Origin of the sequence: Lentzea sp. NPDC051213 (assembly GCF_044455585.1) — a bacterium.
In the GTDB taxonomy this organism is placed as follows: Bacteria; Actinomycetota; Actinomycetes; order Mycobacteriales; family Pseudonocardiaceae; genus Lentzea.
Window position 1 is genome coordinate 1,361,894 of the sequence record NZ_JBITEX010000001.1, and the last position, 23,258, is coordinate 1,385,151.

15 protein-coding genes and 2 pseudogenes are annotated in these 23,258 nt (G+C 69.1%); 10 read left to right on the forward strand and 7 right to left on the reverse strand.

What is annotated here, in order from left to right; translation table 11 throughout:
* Positions 1 to 7: 7 nt before the first annotated feature.
* On the forward strand, positions 8 to 724 hold the full coding sequence (locus ACIA8G_RS05910) for a helix-turn-helix domain-containing protein (protein WP_396417117.1): 717 nt from the start codon (positions 8 to 10) through the stop codon (positions 722 to 724).
* Between the two features lie 411 nt (positions 725 to 1,135).
* Here the strand turns inward: ACIA8G_RS05910 and ACIA8G_RS05915 are convergent, their stop codons facing one another.
* Positions 1,136 to 2,026, reverse strand: a complete 891-nt coding sequence (locus ACIA8G_RS05915) for a M43 family zinc metalloprotease (protein WP_396417118.1) — start codon at positions 2,024 to 2,026, stop codon at positions 1,136 to 1,138.
* A 999-nt stretch (positions 2,027 to 3,025) separates the two neighbouring features.
* Between ACIA8G_RS05915 and ACIA8G_RS05920 the strand changes: the two genes are divergently transcribed.
* Both ACIA8G_RS05920 and ACIA8G_RS05925 read left to right on the forward strand, forming a co-directional pair.
* Positions 3,026 to 4,159 (forward strand): hypothetical protein, encoded by a 1,134-nt coding sequence (locus ACIA8G_RS05920; RefSeq protein ID WP_396417119.1) that lies wholly within the window; start codon positions 3,026 to 3,028, stop codon positions 4,157 to 4,159.
* Positions 4,160 to 4,184: 25 nt separating this feature from the next.
* Positions 4,185 to 4,604, forward strand: a complete 420-nt coding sequence (locus tag ACIA8G_RS05925) for a hypothetical protein (RefSeq protein ID WP_396417120.1) — start codon at positions 4,185 to 4,187, stop codon at positions 4,602 to 4,604.
* 52 nt (positions 4,605 to 4,656) lie between these two features.
* Here the strand turns inward: ACIA8G_RS05925 and ACIA8G_RS05930 are convergent.
* Together ACIA8G_RS05930 and ACIA8G_RS05935 are read right to left on the reverse strand one after the other, a co-directional pair.
* Positions 4,657 to 4,710, reverse strand: a pseudogene (locus ACIA8G_RS05930) (hypothetical protein); the annotation flags it as partial.
* 253 nt (positions 4,711 to 4,963) lie between these two features.
* Positions 4,964 to 5,389: a hypothetical protein gene (locus ACIA8G_RS05935; protein WP_396417121.1), complete on the reverse strand. Its 426-nt coding sequence runs from the start codon at positions 5,387 to 5,389 to the stop codon at positions 4,964 to 4,966.
* Positions 5,390 to 5,777: 388 nt separating this feature from the next.
* Here ACIA8G_RS05935 and ACIA8G_RS05940 point away from each other — a divergent pair, with 388 nt between their 5' ends.
* From ACIA8G_RS05940 to ACIA8G_RS05965, 6 genes are all read left to right on the forward strand, one after another.
* Positions 5,778 to 6,011, forward strand: coding sequence for a hypothetical protein (locus ACIA8G_RS05940; protein ID WP_396417122.1), 234 nt, complete (start codon positions 5,778 to 5,780; stop codon positions 6,009 to 6,011).
* 50 nt (positions 6,012 to 6,061) lie between these two features.
* Entirely contained in the window at positions 6,062 to 6,322 is a 261-nt protein-coding gene (locus tag ACIA8G_RS05945; RefSeq protein ID WP_396417123.1) for a hypothetical protein, read from the forward strand.
* A 93-nt stretch (positions 6,323 to 6,415) separates the two neighbouring features.
* A complete protein-coding gene (locus tag ACIA8G_RS05950) occupies positions 6,416 to 15,436 on the forward strand; it encodes an RHS repeat-associated core domain-containing protein (protein WP_396417124.1) in 9,021 nt (3,006 codons plus the stop codon).
* Positions 15,433 to 15,747: a hypothetical protein gene (locus ACIA8G_RS05955; protein WP_396417125.1), complete on the forward strand. Its 315-nt coding sequence runs from the start codon at positions 15,433 to 15,435 to the stop codon at positions 15,745 to 15,747. Before ACIA8G_RS05950 ends, ACIA8G_RS05955 begins: the two co-directional genes overlap by 4 nt.
* A gap of 118 nt (positions 15,748 to 15,865) precedes the next feature.
* Positions 15,866 to 16,264: a hypothetical protein gene (locus ACIA8G_RS05960; RefSeq protein WP_396417126.1), complete on the forward strand. Its 399-nt coding sequence runs from the start codon at positions 15,866 to 15,868 to the stop codon at positions 16,262 to 16,264.
* A 69-nt stretch (positions 16,265 to 16,333) separates the two neighbouring features.
* On the forward strand, positions 16,334 to 16,699 hold the full coding sequence (locus ACIA8G_RS05965; RefSeq protein WP_396417127.1) for a hypothetical protein: 366 nt from the start codon (positions 16,334 to 16,336) through the stop codon (positions 16,697 to 16,699).
* A 64-nt stretch (positions 16,700 to 16,763) separates the two neighbouring features.
* On the opposite strand, the gene ACIA8G_RS05970 is transcribed toward ACIA8G_RS05965, so the two are convergent.
* From ACIA8G_RS05970 to ACIA8G_RS05980, 3 genes are read right to left on the reverse strand one after another with little or no spacing between them, the layout of a single operon-like run.
* Positions 16,764 to 17,483 carry a BTAD domain-containing putative transcriptional regulator gene (locus ACIA8G_RS05970; protein WP_396417128.1) on the reverse strand — a complete coding sequence of 240 codons (720 nt, stop codon included), beginning with the start codon at positions 17,481 to 17,483 and terminating at the stop codon, positions 16,764 to 16,766.
* 14 nt (positions 17,484 to 17,497) lie between these two features.
* Positions 17,498 to 18,433, reverse strand: coding sequence for a Dyp-type peroxidase (locus tag ACIA8G_RS05975; protein WP_396417129.1), 936 nt, complete (start codon positions 18,431 to 18,433; stop codon positions 17,498 to 17,500).
* Positions 18,415 to 19,977, reverse strand: coding sequence for a S8 family serine peptidase (locus ACIA8G_RS05980; RefSeq protein WP_396417130.1), 1,563 nt, complete (start codon positions 19,975 to 19,977; stop codon positions 18,415 to 18,417). The genes ACIA8G_RS05975 and ACIA8G_RS05980 overlap by 19 nt, the downstream gene beginning before the upstream one ends.
* Before the next feature lie 189 nt (positions 19,978 to 20,166).
* On the opposite strand from ACIA8G_RS05980, the pseudogene ACIA8G_RS05985 reads away from it, so the two are divergent.
* Positions 20,167 to 20,337, forward strand: a pseudogene (locus ACIA8G_RS05985) (glutathione peroxidase); the annotation flags it as partial.
* Here ACIA8G_RS05985 and ACIA8G_RS05990 read toward each other — a convergent pair.
* Complete coding sequence (locus ACIA8G_RS05990; RefSeq protein ID WP_396417131.1) at positions 20,334 to 23,243, reverse strand: ATP-binding protein; 2,910 nt, start codon at positions 23,241 to 23,243, stop codon at positions 20,334 to 20,336. The pseudogene ACIA8G_RS05985 and the gene ACIA8G_RS05990 sit on opposite strands and share 4 nt — an antisense overlap.
* Positions 23,244 to 23,258: the final 15 nt, after the last annotated feature.

Below are 23,258 nucleotides of genomic sequence, written 5' to 3' on the forward strand. Positions count from 1 at the left end.
GAAGCTGATGCCGGGAGGCAGGCTCGACCACGAGGACCGCCGCCAGATCGCGACAGGGCTGGCCGAGGGACTTGCCTACTCCGACATCGCCAAGCGCCTGCGGAGGCCGACGTCGACGATCACCAGGGAAGTGATCCGCAACGGCGGCCCGCACGGCTACCGGCCGGACCGCGCCCAGCGGGCCACGGAGCAGCGCGCCCGCAGACGCCAGCCGGCGGTCAGGCCCGCGCCACCCGTGCCCGATGCGTACGGGCGTGATCCTGTGGCGGTGCGCGACTTCGAGGAGCAGTTCACGTCCCTGATGATCCAGACGGGACTGCCCCGCATGGCGTCCAAAGTGCTCGGTTGCCTGTACGCGGCCGACACCGGCAGCGCCACCGCCGCCGAACTGGTGCAGCGGCTGCAGGTCAGCCCTGCATCGGTCTCCCTGGCAATCCGCTACCTCGAAGACCAGGAACTCGTCCGGCGCGACCACAAAGGACGCCGCGAGCAGTACCTCATCGACGACGACGTCTGGTTCCGGGCCATGCTGGCAAGCGCGAAGGCCAACGCCGTGCTCGCCGACGCCGCCCGCCGCGGCGGGGACACTCTCGGCGCCACCACGCCGGCCGGTGCCCGCCTCCACGACATGGGGCAGTTCCTCGAACACGTCGGCCAGGACCTGATCAAGTCCGCCGAGCACTGGCGCGAGGTCTTCTCAGCGCGTCGGACAACCGACCGGTAGGCCGTCACGGCGAGCTTCTGCCCGTCGAGCAGGCCAGCCACGACCGTGCCGCACCGCACCACCGAAGCCGGGCACCAGCCGCCACGCCCACCCCAGCCCCGCCGAGCCGGTGGTGCTCGACCGGTGGCTGGAGGCGCGGACTTCCACGGGCGGCGGCGTGGTCGGGCCGGCGATTCTGGCGTTTCCGTTGCTGGCACTGGGTTTGTCCGGCTTCAAGACCGGCGTGAGCATGATGCCTCTGGTCGCGTCGAAGGGAAGACCGCGTAGGTACTTGCTTGTCTTGTAGCGGATCATGTTCGCTGCGGTGGTCGATGTCGCTGTGGCGTCAGGCCCGCCGCTGCCAGGTCCCGCCATGTCTGCCCAATACGCGCCCGAGTGGGGCAGCCAACCGCCAAGTCCAGCCGGACGACCTCAAGGCTTCGTCGCTGGGGCTGCCCGATACGTCGCCCACTGTTGGCGCATGCGCTCGGCTTGGCCGGGGGTGAACTCCCGCGGGCCAACGGTCCCGTAGGCCATGAAGTTGTGGATGGGATCCTTGCCGGGCTGCTCGGGACAGGTGTCCGACTCGTTCAGGGGCCATTCCCAGTGTTCGAGGTGTCGGGGGGTATCACTCACGTGGTCGTCCTGCTCGCCGGCACAGCCGCCCTCGAAGGTGTGGTGAAGGCCCAACCAGTGACCAATCTCGTGGACGAACACATTCGCGTAGTCGTCGAGGGCTGGGCCGGGGACGGACAGGTCGGCGCTGAGACTGTTGTGGTCCATGATGACCAGGTCGCGCTGAGGGTCCGCCTGGTAGTACTCCGGTAGAGTGCCGGTGCTCGTGCCCGCGTGCGGCCCGGGCTCCGGGCCGACTACGTTCAGAGTGCCGGCGTCGCCGACGCGCAGCGTCCGCATGAAGTCGCCGGCCTCCCACTTCGCCTCGTCGGTCTCATACCAACCGGCGTGCTCGACGTAGCGGATGCCCTTGAGGAGGAAGCGGAACGGCGTGCGCGCGGAATTGGGGTTCGTCTTACCGGCGAATGCCGCGTTCGCGTAGTCCACCAGCCGCTGTGCCTGGGATTCGGGGTATCGGCCGCGGGCTCCGTTGGTGACGAACGTGAAATACACAGGGATGCTGACCTCGCCGGTCCCATCGGGTGCCGCCGTGGGCGCACCGTATGGCGCCCACTCCCGGTGCTGGTGTGACGCGTCCACCATGGCGGTCGGACGGTCCGTTGCCGCAGCGGGAAGGCTGCCGGGGAGGGCGCTGTGGCCCACGACGGCCGCGAGCGCGATGACCGCGGATACGCGTGCTACGAGCATGACCGGGACTCCTCTGCGGCGCTGCTGCGGGCCGTCCAGTTGGTCGGCACTACTTACATGACGCCCGTCCGGCCGACCGGTTGCATCCCGACGGCCCTCGGTGACCAGCGGGCTCGCCCGCGGGAACACCCAGCGGCAAACCCCACCGCCAGCCGGTACCGGTCTGCTCACCACCCCGGGCGGGACTGGATCACTACCAGGTCCGCGCCTGGCTGGTCGTCGCTCGATCCCTTGCCGCAAAAGGGGATCGGCGTCCGTGAACTGGACATGATCGACCTGACTGCACCGGAAATCCGTCGCCCGTCCGGATCGGCGGCCGTCGTTTCTCGAGCGGATCGCGATCTTGTTGGTCGCGCTCTCACGGCTGTCGCGCAACGAGCTGTGTCGCTGGGGCGAGGGCGGGTCGCCGCGCCACTAAGCCTGCTCGCCGGGTCGTACACGGCGACCCGTTCGATCGACGGGGAGCGCGGCCGGCGCAGGAACCGGGCGTGGCGTCCGACCCGTGTCCGCCGCAGTTGACACCGGTGAACCCGAACCGCGTCAACGCCGACGTCGGCGGCTTCGCGGGAGTGGGCGGAACCCAGTCGCGGTCACGCTGTGCAGGGTACGAGCGCGACGGTGACGGTTGCGGCTCGACACGGCGCGCACGGTGCGCGGCGACGTCAGCACGGTCGTCGACGCGGCGCGCGCGTTGCCGGAACCTCGCCTCAACCAGCTCTGCACATTGGTCGCGCGGCCTGGTACCGGCTGGCCTTCGACCTCGACGTCAAGGGCGGTGATCTCACGATGCCGTTGGACGCGTTCGCCGAGCTGTACCGGGCGCAGGGCGGCCACCTGGACCCTACCCCGCGTCGGAAAGTCCACAGTGGACTGAACTTTTGCCTCTGGTGCTAGGCGTTTCGATCGGTGCACAATGCGGCTGTGCGCTGTCATGGGGGCGGCGCCTAAAAGGGGGACACCGTAAACGTGTCTATTTCGCATGCGTTCATTCGTGTTGGCGTGGCTGCTGCCGTGGTGCTCGGGATCGTGGCGCCCGCGCACGCCGCGCCGAAACCGCCGTCGAACGAGGCCGTCGCCGAGGTGGCGGGCCGTCTCGACGACCTCGGTGCCAGGACCGGGTTAGCGGGTATCAGGGTCGACGAGGACCGCCGTGCGGTCACCGTCCACTGGAAGGGCACCGCACCGGCGGACGTCCGCACCTACGCGGACTCGAAGCCGCTGGGCGTGTCCGTCCAGCTGGTCGAGGGCGCCAGGTACTCCCGCGTGGAGGGCATGGAGGCCGCCCAACGCCTGGTCAAGAGCGCGTTCGCGCGCCAGGTCGACCTCCAGTCGGTGGCGGTCAACCCGGACGGTTCCGGCATCCGGGCTCGGGTTCCCGGTGTCATGATGTCGGCCACCGACAGCCGGGTGGCGGAGACGGTTGCCAGGACGCCAGTGGCGTTCGAGGTCCGCGACCCGTACGAGAAGGCGTCCAGGGTCAACGACGCCCCGCCGTGGAAGGGCGGAATCCGCACGGTGCAGAACGGTTCGGCCTGCTCCACGGCGTTCTCCGTGCTGGTGGGCACGGCAGGTCGCCTGCTCAGCGCGCACCACTGCGACGAGAGCGCCAACGCCGCCGTCCGCGACGGCGCGGGCCAGACCATCGCACCGGGAGGTGCCTCGGTCGCCGGTATCGCCAGCATCGACTCCCAGCTGATCGACCCGTCGTCCTCACCGGCGACGACTGGGCGGGTCTACACCGGCGGCTACAGCAGCAACACGACCGCGGCCGTGAAGGGCTGGGCTCGCAACTTCGTCGGCCAGACGGTGTGCGCGTCCGGTGCGTCGTCGGGGCAGCGCTGCGGCACGATCACCGACGACACCACGAGCCTGCCGTGGACCGAGGGCAACTTCTACATCGAGGCCAAGGCTTCGGGCAGCGCGCACTACATCGCCGGTGGTGACAGCGGCGGTCCCGTGTTCGCCACCGTGACCGGCGGTGTGCAGGCCCGCGGCGTGATCCTGGCGGGCTCGACGGTGGTGGGCTGCACCGGCCTCAACCCCGACGTGAGCCCGCGTTGCTACAACTACATGGTCTACGCGCCGATCAGCGTCGTGCTCGACACGTGGGGCGTGCGCCTGGAAACGGCCTGAGAAGGCCATCTCCCTCCTGAGGGGGATGCCGAAGATCCTGCTGACCGGCGATCCGCTCGGGTCGCCGGTCAGCCTCGACGGCGAACGCGGCCCCGGTCCGGCGTGGACGGTCGGGCACCTGGCTTTCCTCGCCGTACTCGGGTTCTTCACGTGGATCTTCCAGGACATGGTGCGGCGGATCGGGCCGCGCGGCCGCATCTTCGCCGTGGTGGCCGTCGCCGGGGCCGTCGCGCTGTCCGGTCAGTTCGCGGTGGACGTGGTCGCCGGGTTCCTCGCCGAGGACCACGCGGAGATGGCGGCGATCACCCGAGGAGTCCGGACCACGCCGGGAATTTCGCTCTACTTCTACGACTTCGGTCCGTACCTGTTCTACTTCGGACAGCTGTCGCTCGTCGTGCTGCTCGCGCTCGGTCGTCACGTCGGCCGTGGAGGGTCGCGAGGGTGACGTGGGTGAGTTCGGTGGCGATCTGGGCGGCGGAGTTGCCGGCGCCGACCACGATGATGCGCCGGCCGTGGAACGGTTTGGGGGAGTGGTACCGCGCGGCGTGCAGGACTTTGGCTCGGCGACACCGAGCGACACGGTCGCTGCCCCGCACGCCTGCGGCGCGGACCACGAGCTTGATCCCGCCGTGCCCTAGCGATACGGCTTGCGCCGCCAGCAGCAGGCGCCGCTGACGTCAGTTCAGGTGCGGCAGAATCGCCCTGAACTTCGCCGCCAGCGACGCCTGCAAACCTTCAGCGGCACTCATCACGCAAGCATGGCGCCTCATCCGCGATACATACGGCTAATTCCTTGCGAGTCTTTTAGCGGTAGTCCCAGGTGCTGAAGCGGATGTTCCCTGCGCTGTCTCGCACCTCGAGGAGGATCCGGTCGGCTCCGCCAGGAACGTCCGCCTTGAGTTCGAGCTTGAACGGCACTTTGACGTCGCACTTCAGGCTCGTGCTCCGGTAATCGAGCCTGCGCGTGGGGCCCGCGTACGTGGCGGCGTACACACGCACACATTCGTCCGTGTCCAGAGTTCCCTCGACCATGGCGGAACGCGCGTAGTAATGGTATTGGGGTTTTTCGATAATAATCGAATTGGCCGAGAGCTGACCGTTGGCGGTGAGCTGGACGGACGGTGCCGCGGTGGCTGCCGGGGCCGAAGCGAGGAGCGCGGTGGTCGTGGCTGCCACCGCGGCCACGACGGCTGCTGTCTTCGCACGACGCCGTGTTGACTGCTTGATCACTACGAGTACCCAGCCTCTTCTTCGGGTGCGGTTGCACGCTGCTGTGTGGAGGTGAAGGCCGCCGTGAGTCCCCATTGCGGCCGTGGTGCCACTATGCAGGGCTGGCCGTGTGATTCCTTGCAAGTCTCTGCAATGCGCAGGTGGGAGCGCTGAGCCAGAGGGTGCGGGTAAACCGATCGCGGGGATACTGATCGTGTTGCGTCTCTTGGGGAAGTCAGCGCGGAGTCCGGCGAGCAACCGGTGGACCTGGGCACACTCACAGCGGGCACACGGCTGCGTCAACTATCCGCCGCGGATTGAAGCGTCTTCGGGTACCGCTGTCGCCGATCCGGGGTACCGATACCTCGTGGCGGAGGTTCCTGCGTGCTCAAGCGGCGAGCATGCTGGCGTGCGACTTCTCCACGCCGACTGCGCCGCCACCTTGAAACACGCGTATGTGTTCTACGTGATGGAGGTCGGCACCCGCTACGTCCGCATCCTCGGCACCACCACCAATCCTGACGGGCGCCTTTTCCGGGGTGGAGATGGCGAGGCCGAGGGCGGGTTCGACTGCAGCGAGCTCACCAAGGTGGCATACCACGCTGCTGGCGTCGAGTTGTCTCGTACAGCGCACGCAACATGACCATCACGTGGGCCTGTACCCGGTTGTCACAGCTCCTATGCTCGGGTGCCATGAGCAAACTGGGGGTAGTGGTCCTGCTCGTGCTGTGCCTCGGTGCCTGCGCGGAGTCCGGACCGACGAAGCAGGACGTCATCGCCAAGATCAGGGCGGACGCCGGCACCAAGGACGCGCCTACGCAGGCCGTTGAGTGCGTCGCCGACTGGTACATGGGCAGGCCCGCGCCGGAACGGCAGGCCTTCATCGACGGCAAGGTCGCGGCCCAGGAACCGGATCAGGCCGTGTTGGACTGCCTGAAAACCGCGGCGCCCTGAGATGAGAGTGCGGTGAGAGTGGCCTGAGAGACCCCGGCGCTTGGGTGAGGTTGGACCTCTGGGGGAGGTCTGCCTGCTGCGCTGGAGGTAGTCGTGAAGGCTAGGCGCTCGATAGCGATCCCCGTCGTGGGGACGTTGCTGGTCTCGTTGGCCGTGGCGATTGCCGTGGTGACACGGGAGGAATGTCCGGACAGCAGACCGGACGGGCCCGCGGCCCGTGCGGCGGCGAGAAGCTGTGGCGAGCCGGTGGATGTGGCGCTGCTGACCAGCGCCACCCGGCTCGTCGTGGCCAATCCCGACGGAACGATGACCGTCACCCAGCACGCCGCGCCGCAGCGGGTGCGCCGCGACGACGGCTGGGTGGCGGTCGACACCTCGCTCGATCCGGCGCTGGTCTCGCCGAAGGCGGCGGGGGTCGGCCTGCGGATCGCCGGTGGGCCGCAGGAACCGCTGGTCACGATCGAGCACGACGACAGGTCACTGGAATGGGGGCCCGCGCCGCAGGAACCGCCGAAGGTGGAGGGTGACACCGCCGTCTTCGCCGACACGCGGATCCAGGCGCTGGCGGACGGGTTCCGGATCGTCATCACTGGCCGGGGCGCGCAGCAGGTGCGCCTGCCGGTCGGCACCCGCGGGCTCGCCCTGCAGGAACGCGACGGCGTGATCCGCGCGCTGGACGCCAAGCAGCGCACCGTGTTCGTGGCCGAGCAGGCCACCACGAAGGCGGGGCCGGTGCCCACGAAGATCGAGAACGGTGACGTGGTCTTCACGTTGCCCGATGGCGAGTGGGAGCTCACGCAGGTCGTTCGGCGCGGTGGTCAGGGCTTCGACGGCACGGTGTTCGCCGGTGCGCGGATCGAGCGGGCGCGGCTGGGTGACCAGGACGTCTCCAGCGCCGTCAAGACCGCTGTGGCCCAGGGGGAGTCCCTTCTCCCGCTGAAGGAGTTCGACCGGCCGCTCGTCACCACCTTCACCCCTGGCGCCACCGCGGCACCGGTCGTGACGTCCACCGACTACCCGGCGGGTGAGCAGACGCACGGCGCTCCGAAGCAGCCGGGCAAGGTCGTCTTCGCCGCGCCGGGCGCCGTGGAGTTCCGCCACCGCTGGCAGGGCGCGACCGAGTTCACGCGGGTGCCCGCACCCAGCGGAACCGTCGAGGTCAGCGTCGCACCACCGGCTGAGGGCACCCAGGTGCTCGAGGTCAGGGCCGTCGACGCGGCTGGCAACGAGTCAGAGCTCGCGCCGCATGCCACCCGTGTCGCCGCGCTCCCGGAGCCGATCGTCAAGCACGACAACGGTGTCTTCACCGCCGAACGTGGCACCGCGTTCAAGTACCGGTGGAACGGCGACTGGATCTTCCAGAAAGCCTTGGACGGCAAGGCGAAGCTGAGCCTCGTGCCGTCCACCGCGACCACCGTCGAGGTCGTCGCCATCGGGGCCGACCCGTCGGTCGAGTCCGCTCCGGTCACCTTCACCACGGCCGCGGCCGGCACGCCGCAGGTCGCCTCGGCCGACTACCCGGCGGACGGCGTCGAGCACGGCGCCGCGGGCAAGGAGGGCACGTTCACCTTCCGCGCTACCGGAACTGACCCGGTCACCGGCTTCCGCTACCAGCTCGACAGCGGCGCGGTCACCGACGTCGCTGGCTCGGGCAAGGCGCAGGCGAAGATCACGCCGACGACCGCGGGCGAGCACGTCCTGACCGTGAAGGCGGTCGGCGCGAACGGCGAGGACTCGTCCGCCGCGCAGCACCGCTTCAAGGTCGCGGCCGCCGCACCACAGGTTCCCGCCGCGCCGCAGATCGTCTCCACGGACTACCCCGCCGACGGCCAGCCGCACGGCGCGCCCGGCCAGGCCGGCACCTTCACTCTGAAGAGCCCCTCCGCCAACGGTTTCCGGTACCGGCTCGGTACCGGCCCGATCACGACGGTCGCGGCCGCCGGTGAGGCGCAGGTCCAGCTCACCCCGTCGACCAGCGGTGCGCACGCGCTCACCGCGTGGGCGCTCAACGGTCAGACGTCCGCTCCGGCCACGCACACCTTCACCGTCGGCGGCCTGCCGGTACCCGCGCCGGACGCACCGGTCGTGACGTCCACGGACTTCCCAGCCGACGGTCAGCCGCACGGCAGCATCGGCCAGGCCGGCACGGTCACCGTCCGCCCGCAGGGCAGCACCGTCGCGGACGTGATCGTCCACCAGCTCGACACCGACGCGGCGCCGAAGGAGCAGCCGGTCGCGAACGACGCGGCGCAGCTCTCCGTCACCCCGGTCCGCTCCGGCAAGCGCACGCTCACCGTGTGGTCCAAGGTGACCGCGACCGGCGCGTTGTCCACGCCCGTCCGGCACGAGTTCGTCGCGGGCGCGCCCGCCGGACCGAGGGACTTCTTCTACGACGCCGCGGGCCAGCTCGCCGGTGTCGCGAACAACTCCGGTGAGGCGGCCGCCTACCGGTACGACGACAGCGGCAACCTCCTTGCCACCGAACGGTTCGTGCAGGGCGACGCGACAGTGTTCGCGATCGTCCCCGCACGCGGCCCGGTGGGTAGCACGGTCGAGATCAGCGGCATCGGTTTCGCCGCGCAGGGCACGACGGTGACGTTCGACGGCGTCGCCGCACTGGTGACCGCCGCGTCCGGCAACCGCGTCTCCGTCACCGTGCCGCAGGGTGTCAAGGAAGGCGTCGTGCGCGTCACGGCCAACGGCAAAACCTCGGTCAGCCCGCGGCCCTTCCAGCTGGCGCGGGGCGTGACCACGCCCGCGATCGCTTCCGTGTCAACGGATCGCGGCGATCCCGGTGACGTCGTGACGATCACCGGTAGCGGCTTCGACCCCGACATCGCGCGCAACGTGGTGCGGTTCCACCAGACCACGGCGCGCGTGCGCGAGGTGTCGCCGACCAAGCTGGTCGTGCAGGTGCCCGACGCCGCGTCCTCCGGCCGGATCACCGTCCGCACACCCGGCGGCGAGGTCACGAGCGCGGCCGACTTCCTGGTCGCGCCACGGGGTTTCGTGACCTCCAAGCTGATCTACGGTGGCCGGCTGCAGCTCGGCCAGGCCGTGAACCTGGACATCCCGGCGGGCAAGGCCGCCGTGGTGCTGGTCGACGGCAAGATCGGTGAGCGGCAGAACCTCAAGCTGGAGAACAACACCATTCCGGTGCGCTCGGCGATGTGGATGTTCACGCCGCACGGCGGCGACTTCGCCCGCCGCGCGCTCGGCGACCCGCTCGACCTGTGGGCAGGCAGCAAGCTGCACCAGGACCTGCCGGCGTTCAAGCACAACGGCACCTACACGATCGTCGTGGCGCCGGACGACGCTGCGGCGGGCAAGGTCAGCGTCACCCTGTCCAAGGATCTGACCGGCGACAAGCTGACCCGCGACGGGTCCGGTGTGCCGTTCGACATCCGGCAGGGCCAGCCGGTGAAGGAGATGCCGTTCACGGCGACCGCGGGTGAGTGGATGAGCTTCGGGCTCACCGACATCAGCGAGCCGGGCAACCACTTCAACGTCTCCGTCGTCGACCCCGACGGCGTCCGGCTCACCTGGCGCGCCCGGCTCGGCGACTACATCCCGACGATGGTGTTCCAGGCGAAGAAGACCGGCACCTACAAGGTGATCCCGAACTTCGACCCCAACCAGCTCGGCTCCGGCCGGGTCTGGCTGTCCAGCGTGATCGACGCGGGACCGCTGGCGGTCAACGGGAACCCGACGTCCTACCAGGTGCTGCGGCCCGGCCAGTCGGTGCGGATGCAGTTCCAGGGCACCGCGAACCAGCCGCTGGTGCTCGGCCACACCGACAACACCATCCGGGAGAACGGCCGTGCCGCCTACCCGGTCAGCATCATGTCCGAACCGGACGGCAAGCAGGTCGAGCTGCGCGAGGGCACAGCCGAGACGCGAAACCTGAAGATCAGCAAGACCGGCACGCACAACCTGTTCATCAGCGGCTGGGAGGCCGTCGGCGCGGCCAAGGCGTGGCTGTCGACCGTCGCCGAGGGCGGCAAGCTGCCGGTGAACGCCTCCACCAAGGTCACCGTCGACCGGCCGGGCCGCGAGATGTGGCTCGACTACGACGGTGTCAAGGACAAGCCGCTGACGATGGTGGTGCGCAAGAGCGTGCCGGGTGAGGTCGTCATCAGGCTGTTCCGGCCCAACGGCACCACTTCGGTCGGCGCCGTCACCGATGGCAAGCTCGACGTCCCGGCGCTGCCGGAGACCGGCAAGTACCGGATCTTCGTCGACCCCGGCTTCGCGGTCACCGGCGACCTGACGTTCCACCTGTCCGAACCCGCCGATCTCGGCACGCTCGTCCCGGACGCGGCACCGTCGAACGTGAACATCACGGTGCACGGCCAGAAGATCATCGCCAAGATCGCGGGCACGCAGGGGCAGCGGCTGACCATCGGCACGGCGTCCGAGCGCATCCCGTTCCTGAAGTGGAGGGTCACCAAGCCGGACGGCACCACCCTGGACACCTCCGGCAACAGCGCGTTCCAGACGTCGCTCGGCCTCGACCTCACCCAGTTGCCGGTCACCGGTGACTACCGGGTGCAGATCGAACCGGTCGACCAGGACGTCCAGCCCATCGGTGGCCAGCTGACGGTCATGCTGAACTCGGAGACCGACGGCGGCAAGATCGAGTACGGGGGAGCGGCCAAGACCGTCACGTTCAACCGGCCCGCGCAGAACGGCAGGCTGACGTTCGACGGCACGCTGAACGACCTGCCGAAGCTGAGCATCAAGCGCAACATCGGCAACAACGGCACCTACTACACGCTCTACGCGCCGAACGGCACGGTCGAGACGACCAGGCGGTTCGTCAGCACCGAGCCTTACGAGTTCTTCGCCAGGCTCAAGGCGACCGGCACGTACACGCTCGTGTTCGACCCGGCCAACAGCGTCGTGGGTTCGATCGACGTGTCCATCACCAAGCGGGCCACCGCGGCCCCGGTCACGCAGATCGATCCACCGCAGGTGCAGGAACCGACCTGCCCGCAGGCGGATCAGCGCCCACCCGCGGCCGCGGTGGGAGCCGCGCCGCAGGGCGGTGATCAACCGAAGCACGAGGAGCTGGAGAAGCCGACCTCGACGCCGTGCAGTTCGTCCAGCGGCTGGCGGCCGGACGCCGCGAACCTCAGCGGCACCGACTGGAACACCCGCTACGACCCCCGTCCGGTACGGGATCGCCCGCTGCAGTTCGCGGTCGGTTTCACCGGCGTGGTCGGCACCGTGCAGTCCACGGACGGACATCCGCTGGCCGGCGTGACGGTGAGCGCACGGGACAAGAGGACGACCACCGACGCGGACGGCAAGTTCACGCTGATCGGTCTGCCAGAGGGCCATGTGTCGCTGCGGGTGGACGGCCGCACCACCGGCCGTTCGTTCGGCACCTTCGACATCGGCGTGGACGTCAAGCAGGGCCAGGTGCTCGTGCTGCCGCACACCGTGTTCCTGCCGGAGATCGACAAGAACTCCGTGGTGCACGTGCCCAGCCCGACGATCAGCGAGACGGTCCTGACCACGAAGTCCATCCCGGGCCTCGAGGTCCGCATCCCGGCGGGCACGGTCATCCGCGACGCGGACGGCAACGTGGCCACCGAGCTGTCGCTGACCCCGATCCCGATCGACCGCCCGCCGTTCCCGCTGCCGCCGAGCAAGGTGCCGGTGTACTTCACCGCGCAGCCGGGTGGCGGCTACTTGTTCCCGCAGGGCGCGACGATCATCTACCCGAACTACACCAAGGAGGCGCCGGGCACCCGGACGCAGTTCTGGAACTACGACCCGGACGGCAAGGGCTGGCACGTCTACGGCCACGGCACCGTCTCCAAGGACGGCACGCAGATCGTGCCGGACGCGGACGTGAAGTTCTACCGCCTCACCGGCGCGATGACCGTGGTGCCGGGCCTCAACCCGGCGGGCCGCTCGCCCAAGCCCAACGGCACCAGGGTCGGCGACCCGGTGGACCCGGCCACCGGCCTGCTGATCGACGAGCAGACGGACCTCGTCGTGGACGACGTCCTGCCGATCGAGGTCAAGCGCAGCTACCAGCAGGGTGACGTGTTCGTCCGCCCGTTCGGCGTCGGCACCAGCTTCGACTACGGCGTCTTCCCGTGGGCACCGCTGGTCGACGGCTTCCCGACGTTCAGGGAGTTCGACCTCGTCCAACCGGACGGCAGCAAGATCCACTACACCCGCACGACCCCTGGCCAGGACTACGCGGGCGCGGTGTTCGCCGCGGACCCGACGCCGACGAAGTTCGACGGCTCGGTCGCGGTGTGGAACGACGCCGGCTGGGACGTGAAACTGCGCGACGGCACCATCTACGTCATCGGCGAAGAGGCGCCGCTGCAGGAGATCCGCGACAAGTTCGGCAACGCCACGACCATCACCCGAGCCCCCGCACCACCGGGTGTCGACGGCAAGGTCAGGGCGAACGGCCCCGTCACGCAGGTCACGTCGTCCAGCGGCCGCTGGGTGCGCTTCGGCTACGACGACGCGAACCCGGCCAAGGTCAAGTCCGTCGAGGACAACCTCGGCAGGCGAGTGGGCTACACCTACCTCCCGAGCGGCCACCTGGAATCGGTGACCAACCCGGAAGGCGGCGTCACCAAGTACACCTGGGACGCCAAGGGTCTGCTCAAGACGATCACCGACCCGCGCAACACCCGGTTCCTGCTCAACGAGTACGACGACAAGGACCGGGTCAAGACGCAGACGGCGGCCGACGGCGGCGTCACGAAGTTCGAGTACACCGACGTCAACGGTGTGATCACCGAGACGAAGATGATCGACCCGCGCGACGCCGTGCGCCGGTTCCTGTTCAACGACAAGGGACAGGTGGTGAGCGACACCAAGGCGTTCGGCACTCCGTTCGCCCAGGAGACGACCACCGAGTACGAAGCCAACGGCGTGCGGGTGAAGTCGACGACCGACGCGCTCAAGCGCAAGACCTCTTACGTCTACGACGCCAAGGGCTTCATCAGCCAGATCACCGTCCTCGACGGCACCACCGGCGCGAAGACCGAGAAATGGGAGCACAAGGGGCCGAACGGCGAGCTCACCAAGCACACCGACGAGTACGCCAAGGACACGGTGTACGAACTGGACGCCAGGGGTGCTGTCAAATCGGCCACCGATGCGGCCAACCGCAAGACGCTGTACGACAGCGACGTGCGTGGCCAGGTCATCAAGGTGACTGATCCCGCCGGTAAGTCCAGCACGATCGACTACCTCGGTTCGGACGCGGTGCGCACCACTGATCCCCTCGGCAAGTCGAGCACCATCGGGTTCGATGCCATCGGCCGCAAGGTTCTGACGACCAACGCCTTGGGGGCCACCAGCGAGACCGCGTTCACCCCGGCTGGACTGATCAGGTCGGTGGTGGATCCGCTGGGCCGTACCACCGCGTTCGAGTACGACGGCAACGGAAACCGGACCAAGGTCGTCGATCCCAGGGGCGGTACCACCGTCTTCGACTACAGCCAGATGGAGAAGCTGCGCTCGGTGACCGACCCGCTCGGTGTCGCGTGGGCAGCTGAAGCCAAGTACGACTTCAACGGCAACCTGGAACGCATGACCAACCGGCGTGGTGTGGTCACAGAGCACAAGTACGACGCTCTGAACCGGCGTTACGAGACCAAGTACGGCACCGAGAGCACGGTGACCTACGGGTACGACGCCGGTGACCGAATCCGGTCCACCGCGGATTCGACCGCTGGGAACACGACTACCGACTACGACGACAGCAATCGCGTCAAACAGGAGGTGACGCCGCAGGGCACGGTTTCGTACGCGTACGGAACCACCGCACGGGAACGGACGACCACGATCGCCGGTCGTACACCCACCAAGCACGGTTACGACGCGATCGGTGCGCTGGCGGAGATCCAGCAGGGTGGCGCGCAGGTGAGCGTGATCAGCCGGGATCGGGTCGGCAGGCCTGAGCGGGTCGGCGCTCTGGGAACCGGGGTTGGGCAGACCAGCACCTACGACGACCTCGGCAACGTCAAGTCCATCACCTACAAGGCGGGGACCACGACGATCGGTGAGATCGGGTACGAGTACGACGCCGCCAGGCAACCTGTTCGCACAACTGGATCGTGGTCGCGGGCCATGCTGCCCGAGCCGTTCGGTCCTGCCGTCTACGACCGCGCGAACCGGCTTTCGTCGGTCGCTGGTGCGGCGATCACGTACGACCTCGACGGCAACCTGAAGTCGGACGGCGTGCGCACCTACGAGTGGAACGCCCGCAGCCAGCTCGCATCGGTCACCGCACCGGGGCAGTCGGCGTCGTTCCGCTACCTGGCCGACGGCAGGCGTGCCGGCCGCACCGTCAACGGCGTGACCACCGACATCCTGAACGACGGTGTGAACCCGGTGCAGGAGAAGGTGAACGGTCAGGCCGTCGCGACGATCACCAGCGATGGGCTTGACGGGCACCACCTTCGCGACACCGCTGCGGGCAGCCGCAGGTTCCTCACCGACGCGATCGGGAGCACCGTGGGCCTGGTCGACCCCTCGGGAGCGGGTGCGGCGTACACGTACGAACCGTTCGGCCGTACGTACGTCGGTGGCAGCGATGGCGGCAACACGCTCCGGTTCACCGGTCGTGAGGACGATGGCACCGGCTTGTTCTACTACCGTGCTCGCTACTACAGCCCTGTGTTGCAGCGCTTCGTCAGCGAGGACCCGAGCGGGTTCGACGGTGGCATCAACCTGCACGCCTACGTCGGAAACGCGCCGACCACGAGCACGGATCCCACTGGTCTCAAGCCTCCCGGCAGCGGCAACAACAGCGGCCGGACGGACGATGACGACTACGTTCCGGGTCAGTACCTGGTCGACAAGGCGTTCAAGGCACCGAAGCAGGTCACGCCAGGCACCCGTGTGCTGGAGGGTGCGTACATCAACGACCGCGGGCATGGAAATGTCCGAGTCGAACCGTGGGTGGCGTACTACGATCAGTACGGGAGACTGATCGGCCGCACCGACTACAACGCGAAACTGCCCTCCCAGAACATTCCTGACGTGCACCACCACGTGTGGCAGTACAACCGGCACACGCCGGGTGGGCACGAGTACATCAAACACGCACCTGGGGAGTACCGTCCGTGAGTTCCGTGATCGACGAGTACGACAAGCTGCTCCGCGATGCCTCCTGGCACATGAGCCGAGTCGTCATCACGGATGACGACGGACAGGTGTCGCTGAGGGTGGAAGCCCGATCCGCCGAGTCCGAGCGCGTCGCGTTGTGCTTCGACGGAGTGGTGCAGCTCGTGTTCCGTCAGGAGAGCGGGTTCCCGATCGACCTGCAGATCATCGACATGGGTGATGCGGGCTGGGAGGGGGTCACTTTCAAGGTGACCGATCCTGGGAACGACATCGCGTCGTTCTGGTGCGCTGAGTTCCGGATCGAGCAGATGTAGGCGGTACTTCCGATGTGTTCGTGGCCGGCTCCCCGTTGTTGCAGCGGGGAGCCGGCTCGTTCAGCTCCCCGCCGTGCGTTCCTCGAAGGGAACGCCATTACCCGACGGGATCGTGGTGATGAGGATCGAGGTGTCCGCCGTCGGCACGGGCGGGGTCGTGTCGTTCCGCTGCTCGGCAGGGGCGGGCGCGGGCGTGTGGAAGTCCGCGGAACCACCGGTGGCAGGCCGGGAGTACGACGTGGAGGTGGACGTTGACGACGACGTCCGCCCCCGTCCCGGTGGTGTCGCCGGAATGAGGATCGACGGCACGTCGGTGGTGCTCGGCGGGCTGTGGCAGGCCTGGTGGACACCGATCTCGAAGGGCGCACCCTCGACCGGTCGAAGGCGGAACCGGGTGAGGGACGGTGGATCTGGGCATCGTCGGACGGCGAGCGGTACGAGTCGTCCTGTGGACCTCCATTCGCTCGACGACGCGTTGAACGGATTCCGGCGGTTCGCCCTGGGACAGGCGGAATAGGCAATACGGCAGTAGGGCGCGATACGTGGACGATGTCCAACTCGGGGTGCCTTACCCGAAGGGATCGTGATGAGGATCGAGGTGTCCGCAGTCGGCACGGCTGGTCTCGTGTCGTTCCGCTGCTCGGCCGGTGCAGGCGCGGGCGTGTGGAAGTCGGAGGAACCACCGGTGGCAGGCCGGGAGTACGACGTCGAGATGGACGTCGACGACGACGTTCGCCCCCGCCCCGGTGGCGTCGCCGGGGTACGGCTCGACGGCACGTCGGTGGTGCTCGGCGGCCTGTGGCAGGTGACCGAGGACGGCGCGACCTATCTCCAGGTGGCGGGCTCACCGGTGTCGGTGGAAGTGGCCGACGGTGACACGACGACCGACGGTGAGGTGGTTGAGGTGGTCGTGGACAGGGCGGCGGTCCACCTGTTCCCCTACACCGTCTGATGCGAAGAGCTCGGCGCTTCCACGAACTACGTGGAGGCGCCGAGCTCTTCGCAGCCTGAAACGCTCAGCTTGCCTGCAGAATCGCCGCGAACTGCTCCCGCAACTCAGGCCCGGGATCCAAGCCCAACTCCTCGGACAACAACTCCGAAACACTCCGATAGGCGGCCAAAGCCTCCGCCCGCCGCCCAGAACGCCGCAAAGCCAGCATCAACTGGTGCCAGAACCGCTCCCGCAACGGATGCTGAGCCGTCAACGACCGCAACTCCGACACCAGAGCACCATGCAGCCCCAACTCCAGATCAGCGTCGATCCGTTGTTCCACCGCATCAAGACGAAGCTCCTCCAAACGAGGCACCTCGGCCCGCTGCAACGGCAGCGATGGAATCCCCTCCAACGCGGGCCCGCGCCACAGTTCCAAAGCCGCCGCCAGCAACCGGGACCTGGTAGCAGGAGCAGCCGAAGCGGCCTCCGCGGCCAGCTGAACAAACCGCGTCAGGTCCAGCTGCGACGGAGCCAGCGAGATCGAGTAACCACCAGGCGTGGTGCGGATGAGCGAGTCACCCAGAACATGCCGCAGCCGCATCACGTAGTTCTGCAGCGCCGCCACACCGCGCTGGGGTGGCTGGTCGCCCCACACGTGCTCGATCAGGGTCGTGGTCGGCACCGTGCGGTTCGATCTGAGCAGCAGCGCGGCCAGCAGTGTGCGGAGCTTGGCGGCGCTGATCGGGACGGGCGCGCCGTCCGCTCGCACCTCCACCGGGCCAAGGATTCCGAACTCGAACACGATTCCCCCCGTAGTCACGACGATTCGACCATTGCGCGGCCGAGGTAGTCGTCCTTCGTGCCGTCCACTCCGGGCAGCGTGAAGAAGTAGCCGCCGCCGAACGGCAGCAGGTACTTCTCCAACTCCTCCCCGGCGAGACGGCGTTGTGCGGCGGCGAAGCCCGTTTCCGGATCACGTTGGTAGCACATGAAGATCTGGCCCGGTTCGGTGACGAACGGGTAGCCGCGGCGCAGGATCTTGTGCTTCTCCTCAGCGGGCCGGGCGCGCCGCACGTGCGAGTCGAGCATCGCGGGTAGCTCTTCGCCCGACTCCTTGCGCCTGCCGAAAACCCGCTCCTGGTCCTCCGTGGACTTGTGGTCCCACGTCGGCGTCGCGAGCCTGATCAGCCGCACCACCTGGTACGTGCCGCCCAGGCACCACGCCGGTTCGTCGTCCGCGACCCACACCTGAGGCGTGGCCGGGTTGCCCGCGCCTTCCTTGAACCCGAACGCGTTGCGTTCCTCAGGCAGTTGGTGACCGTTCATCCGCCAGCGAAGCGCCAGACCGGGCACGTCGGACAACTGGGTATCCACCTGTGCCGGTGTGTCCGCCAGCGCCTGCAGCAGCAGATCTCCGTGGCACCACTGGTCTTGCAGCACGTCGCCGGCGAACTTCGGCATGGCTGTCAGCCGCCGTGGTGCACGCAGGCCGAACCTGTCGTCGAACAATGACGCGCCGACGGCCACTGTGGCGCCACGCGAGCTCGCCGCGCGCAGTGTCGAGGTGAGCTCGGCGCGGGTGCGCGCGGTGACGTCGTACGCGGCCACCCCCGCGGCGGCCGGGCTCGGTGCCAATACGCCGGGTTGGTGGTGGACGGGAACGGCAGCGGGCAAGGGCGTGTCACACGCCGTCAGACCCGCCGCCGCCAGTCCCGCCAGAAAGGCACGTCTGGTCAGAGAGTGAGCGTCCACCCGACCAGCGATCCTTCGTCGATGCTGAAGTTGTCGCGCACGACCAGCTTCCACGTCCCGTTCGCGTCCAGAGTGGACAGCGAAAGCGGGAACGTCTGGTCGAGGTTGACCGCGTTGTCGGCGGCGTTCGCCTCGCGCAGGACGACCTCTGTGCCGCTCGGCGTGATCAGCCGCACGGACAGGTCGCCGCGGAACGGGTGTTCCGCCTGCACTCGCACGGTGGCGTTACCGGCGACCTTGCGCCCGCACGCCGTCACGTCGAGCGCAACGGTGATGCTGTCCTGGTCCGGCACGGCCCGGCGGGTGGTGTCGGAGACGGTGCAGGCCGGCTGCGCGAGTGGTCCGGTGTGGAGGAACCTGTTGGGAGACTTCTGCGTTGTGGGCGGGTCCATCGGCGGTTCGAGCGTGGTGGGGTCCAGCACGCCGGTCACGGATCGGTTGAGGATCTCCGCGTGCACCTGCGCGGGCGTCAGGTTCGGCGTCTGCGACAGCAGCAGCGCCGCCGCACCTGCGACGTGCGGTGAGGCCATCGACGTGCCCTTGAGCACCACCGTCGACTGGTTGGTGGCGTTGTGCGCGGACTCGATGGACTCGCCCGGCGCGAACAGGTCCAGGCACGGGCCGTAGTTGGATCCGGTGTCGCCGAACTTGGCCCAGCCGCGGGCACGTTCGTTGACGGGGTTGGCCGCGCCGACGGTGATCGCGGCCGGCACGTTGGCCGGGCTCTTCAAGCAGGCGTTCGACTCGCTGTTGCCCGCCGAGACGACGTAGGAGATACCGGCCGCGATCGACGCCTTGACCGCGTTGTCCTCGGTCGTGCTCTGGCCGCCGCCAAGGCTCATGTTCACCACGGCGGGTCTGGCCGCGTTCGCGGTGATCCAGTCGATGCCCGCCACGATCTGGCTGATCGTGCCGCTGTTCTCACAGCTCAGCACGCGCACCGAAGCGACTTTCGCCTTGCTGGCGACGCCGAACGTCTTGCCCGCGATGGTGCCGGCCACGTGCGTGCCGTGGCCGGTGGTGCTGCAGTCCTGGCCGTTCCAGCCGTCGCCGATCGCGTCGAACGCGACGCTCGCCCGGTCTTCGAACTCGGCGTGTGCGGTGCGTACACCGGTGTCCATGACGTACACGGTGACGCCCTGACCAGCCTGGTCCGGGTAGTCGTAGCGGTTGTCCAGCACGGTTACGCGCTGGTCGATGCGATCAAGGTTCCAAATCGGATTGGTCCGCACCGCGTCACCGCGCACGATCGAGTCGGCCTCGACGCGTTCGACGCGCGGGTCGGCGGCGAGCCGGCGAGCCTGCTGCTCGGTGGCGGTCATCGCGAACCCTTGCAACGCCGCGCCGTAGACGCGATCAACCTGACCGCCGTAGCTCGCGGCGACGCCGAATGCGTTGACCTGGCTGGACTTCCTCAAAGTGACGATGTATTTGCCCGCGATCACTTCAGCCCCCACCGGTCTGAGCACCTCGCCGACGGCCGCCTGGGCGTCGGCAGGGATGACAGTGGCGGCGAGAACCAACGCTGCAACTAATCCGCGCATGCGAAACAGAGCCCCCAAAAATGACTGGCGGACGTGATACGTCCGCGCCCCCAGGTGTCGCGTGGCCCGCGCGCCTTCGAGGCTGCCACGGCATAGGGGGCCCTTATACCGCCAAAAGGGGTCTTGATCAGCTTGCTGGGACACGGCTCGTAGGTGTGCAACTGAGGTGGGCAACCTGCCGATCGCCAGGTCAACGGGCCGGAAGCGCACCCGCTCTACCAGGCGTTGACGCAGCAGCCCGACGCCGACGGCACCGCCGGTGACGTGCAGTGGAACTTCGAGAAGTTCCTGGTGTCGGGTGACGGCGAGGTGCTCGTCCGGTTCCGTCCCGAGGTCGAGCCCGAGGCAGCACTGCGTTAGAAGCGCCAATGGATCGGTTCGGACGGGTGGTAGCCGCAGTAGGTGCCGGTCCGGACGGTTCCGCGCAGGTGCACACCCAGCTCGGGGTGTGCCTGCAGGATCTGGTCGAGCGCGTCGCGAATGCGGGCGCTCACGGCTTTGCGCGCGCGTTCGGCGTCGCTGCCGAGCTGCCGGGTCCGCCCGCCCAGCCCGGCGGCCGCGGTGATCTCGTGGACGAGCTCGGCGCGTTCGGCCTGGTGGCGTTCGGCTTCGGCCTCGTCGGCGGCCTCCGCGATCGCGGTGTCGAGTTGCGTGATCCTGGCCCGGTAGGCGCGGCGGGCCTGGTCGTCCAGCACCGGGGCGGCGGTGGTCGCCGGGGCGCCGAGCAGTTCCAGGGCCGGGATGTCGCTGCCCGGCTTGGCCAGCAGCACGGCCAGGTCGGCCAGTCCCTTGGTGTGCGGCAGGTGCACCTCCTGGCCGTGGAAGCCGAGCGTCCACACGCGGCCATCACGGCGGAAGACGAACGCGGTGACGTCGGCGAGTTTCGCGAGCTCGGCGCGGTCCAGCTCGGCCCACGCCGGTGCGCCGAGACGTTCGTGCTGGGCCAGGGCGGCCTCCAGGCGGGCCACCGCCTCGGTGCGCCGGCCCAGCGCCGCGCACAGCATGCCCAGGTGGTGGTCGACCGCGCCGGTGTAGGACGCGCAGCCGCCGACGACCACGTGCGTGCCCGCGTAGTCCGCCAGCAACGCGTAGGCCTGCTCGCGTTGTTCGGCTGATCCGACCGCGGCGGCGACGAACGCCGTGATGGCCTGCATCTCCAGGTGATAGCCCATTTGTGCGGCGGGCACGGCGAATCCGGCGAACTCCGCCCTGGCCTTGTCGGTGGCACCGGCCGAGAGCGACAGGGCGGCGCGGAGCACGGGCAGCATCGGCGTGACCGGGTCCGAGGGGTCGACGTCCAGGTCCTGCACCGATTCGGCGCTCGGGTCCAGCACCCCGACCGACAGCCCCAAGGTGGCGTGTACCGCGAACACGTCGGGCTGACCGATCATCAAGCCGAGCTTCAGCGCCGAGTCGGCGAACGAGCGCGCCTCGCCGAGGCGTCCGGCGATGGCGGCGAGCGTGGCGTGGCGGCTCAGCGCACCCCAGCGGCCGCGGGCGTGGCCGAGACCCTCCGACAGCTGCACGTAGGTGTGCAGGAGCGCGACTCCTTCCGGCTCACCGAGTTCGATCAAGGCGGCCGCACGCAACAAAGCGGCCTGGGCCACCAGGTCGGGATCTTGTGCCCGGTCGGCGGCCTCGGCCATGTCGGCGAGGATCTCCAGTCGCTCAAGAGCGCCACCCGGCCGCCAGACCAGGTCGTGCTGGGCGAGCAGCGCACGGGCCAGAGTCTGCGCGTCACCCGATTCGGCGGCCAGGGCGCGGGCCTCGCGCACGATCGCCGACGCACGGCCCGGTGACTGCGTGATGCTCAGGTCCCGGCCCAGCGCGGTGAGCAGCTGCGACCTCAACGCCAGCGCGTCGCGCGGCACCTGCGCGGCGGCGTCGGACAGCAGGCGAAGGTGGGTGGCGTCGGCGACGCCGCGGAAGCCGAGGCCGTGCAGACCCAGTGCGGCCGAAGCCAGCGCGAACGGGTCGCCGGTGCGCTCGGCCAGCTCGGCGAGATCGCGGTAGGCCGCCTGCGCGGCCGAGGTGGCGCCGGCGTGGCCCAGCGACTCCGCGAGCGCCACGAGCAAGTCGCGCCGCTCGCGTCCGGCCACGGCCAGGTCGAGTGCCGCGCGGTAGTGGGCGGCGGCGTCGTCGTGGGCCGTGCGTGCCGCTGCTTCCCGACCGGCGAGCGCGCTGTATCGGATCGCTTCGGGAGCGGCGTCCGGTCCGGCGGCCAGGAAGTGGGCCGCCACCTCGCTCGCCGGGACCGCGGCGCCAGCGTCCCGCAGGTCGGCGAGCACGTGCCCGGCGGTCAGGTGCAACGCGGCACGGCGCCCGGCGGGCAGCCCGTCCCGCAACGTCTCGCGGTACAGGTCGTGACTGAACCGCAGGCCGTCCGCGGCACGGGTCAGCACCCGCGCGGCCACCGCTTCTTCCAGCACGTCGAGGTCGGCGTCGGTGAGCCGGGCGAGCAGCTCGGGCCGGACCACCAGGCCGCACACCGCGGCGGCCGCGAGCAGGTCGGCGCACGGCTGGGACAACCGCGCCAGTCTGCTGAGCAGGATCTCCCGCACCGTCTCCGGCACCGCGTCCGCGGGCCCGACCTGCATCAACCGGGTCAGCTCGCGCACGAACAGCGGGTTGCCGCCGGACCGCCGCCACACCCGCGCCGCCAGCTCCGCGTCCGGCGAAGGCCCGGCGACGGCGGTCATCACGGCGCTCACCTCGTCCGCGGCGAGCCCGCGCAGCGGCACGATCTGCGCTTTGCCGGAGAAACCCCGCTCCAGCTCGCGATACGCCCCGAGCAGCAGCACGCGGGCCTGCCCGAGGTGGTGGGCGAGGAACTCCAGCATCTGCAACGACGCCTCGTCCGCCCACTGCAGGTCGTCGAGCACCACGACCAGCCCGGAGTCCCGGCTGAGCCGCGAAAGCAGCCCGGCCACCGCGTCGCAGAGCCGGAACCGCGCGTCCGCCGCCTCCTCGCCCCTCGCAACGGGTTCGAGCAGTTCGCCGGCCGCGCCCAGCGAGTCAGGAGGAACCGCGCGCAGGATCTGGATCCACGGCCAGTAAGCGGGCACGCCACCGTCCCAGCAGGTGGCGCGCAGCACGGCCACGCCGCGCTCCCCGGCGTCGGCCACGAGCGCGGCGAGCACCGCGGTCTTGCCGATTCCGGGCTCGCCGGTGACCAGCACGAGCTGTGCGGTCCCGGCGAGCGCATCGGCGAGGGCGGTGCGGGCGATGGTCAGTACCGCGTCGCGACCGACAAGGTGTTCCGGCACGGTGTTCAGCATGCG

Coding starts and splice junctions, on each gene's coding strand:
- ACIA8G_RS05945 (WP_396417123.1), top strand. CDS start 6,062: ATGAGCAAACTGGGGGTAGTGGTCCTGCTCGTGCTGTGCCTCGGTGCC.
- ACIA8G_RS05965 (WP_396417127.1), top strand. CDS start 16,334: ATGAGGATCGAGGTGTCCGCAGTCGGCACGGCTGGTCTCGTGTCGTTC.
- ACIA8G_RS05915 (WP_396417118.1), bottom strand. CDS start 2,026: ATGCTCGTAGCACGCGTATCCGCGGTCATCGCGCTCGCGGCCGTCGTG.
- ACIA8G_RS05910 (WP_396417117.1), top strand. CDS start 8: ATGCCGGGAGGCAGGCTCGACCACGAGGACCGCCGCCAGATCGCGACA.
- ACIA8G_RS05960 (WP_396417126.1), top strand. CDS start 15,866: ATGAGGATCGAGGTGTCCGCCGTCGGCACGGGCGGGGTCGTGTCGTTC.
- ACIA8G_RS05980 (WP_396417130.1), bottom strand. CDS start 19,977: ATGCGCGGATTAGTTGCAGCGTTGGTTCTCGCCGCCACTGTCATCCCT.
- ACIA8G_RS05925 (WP_396417120.1), top strand. CDS start 4,185: ATGCCGAAGATCCTGCTGACCGGCGATCCGCTCGGGTCGCCGGTCAGC.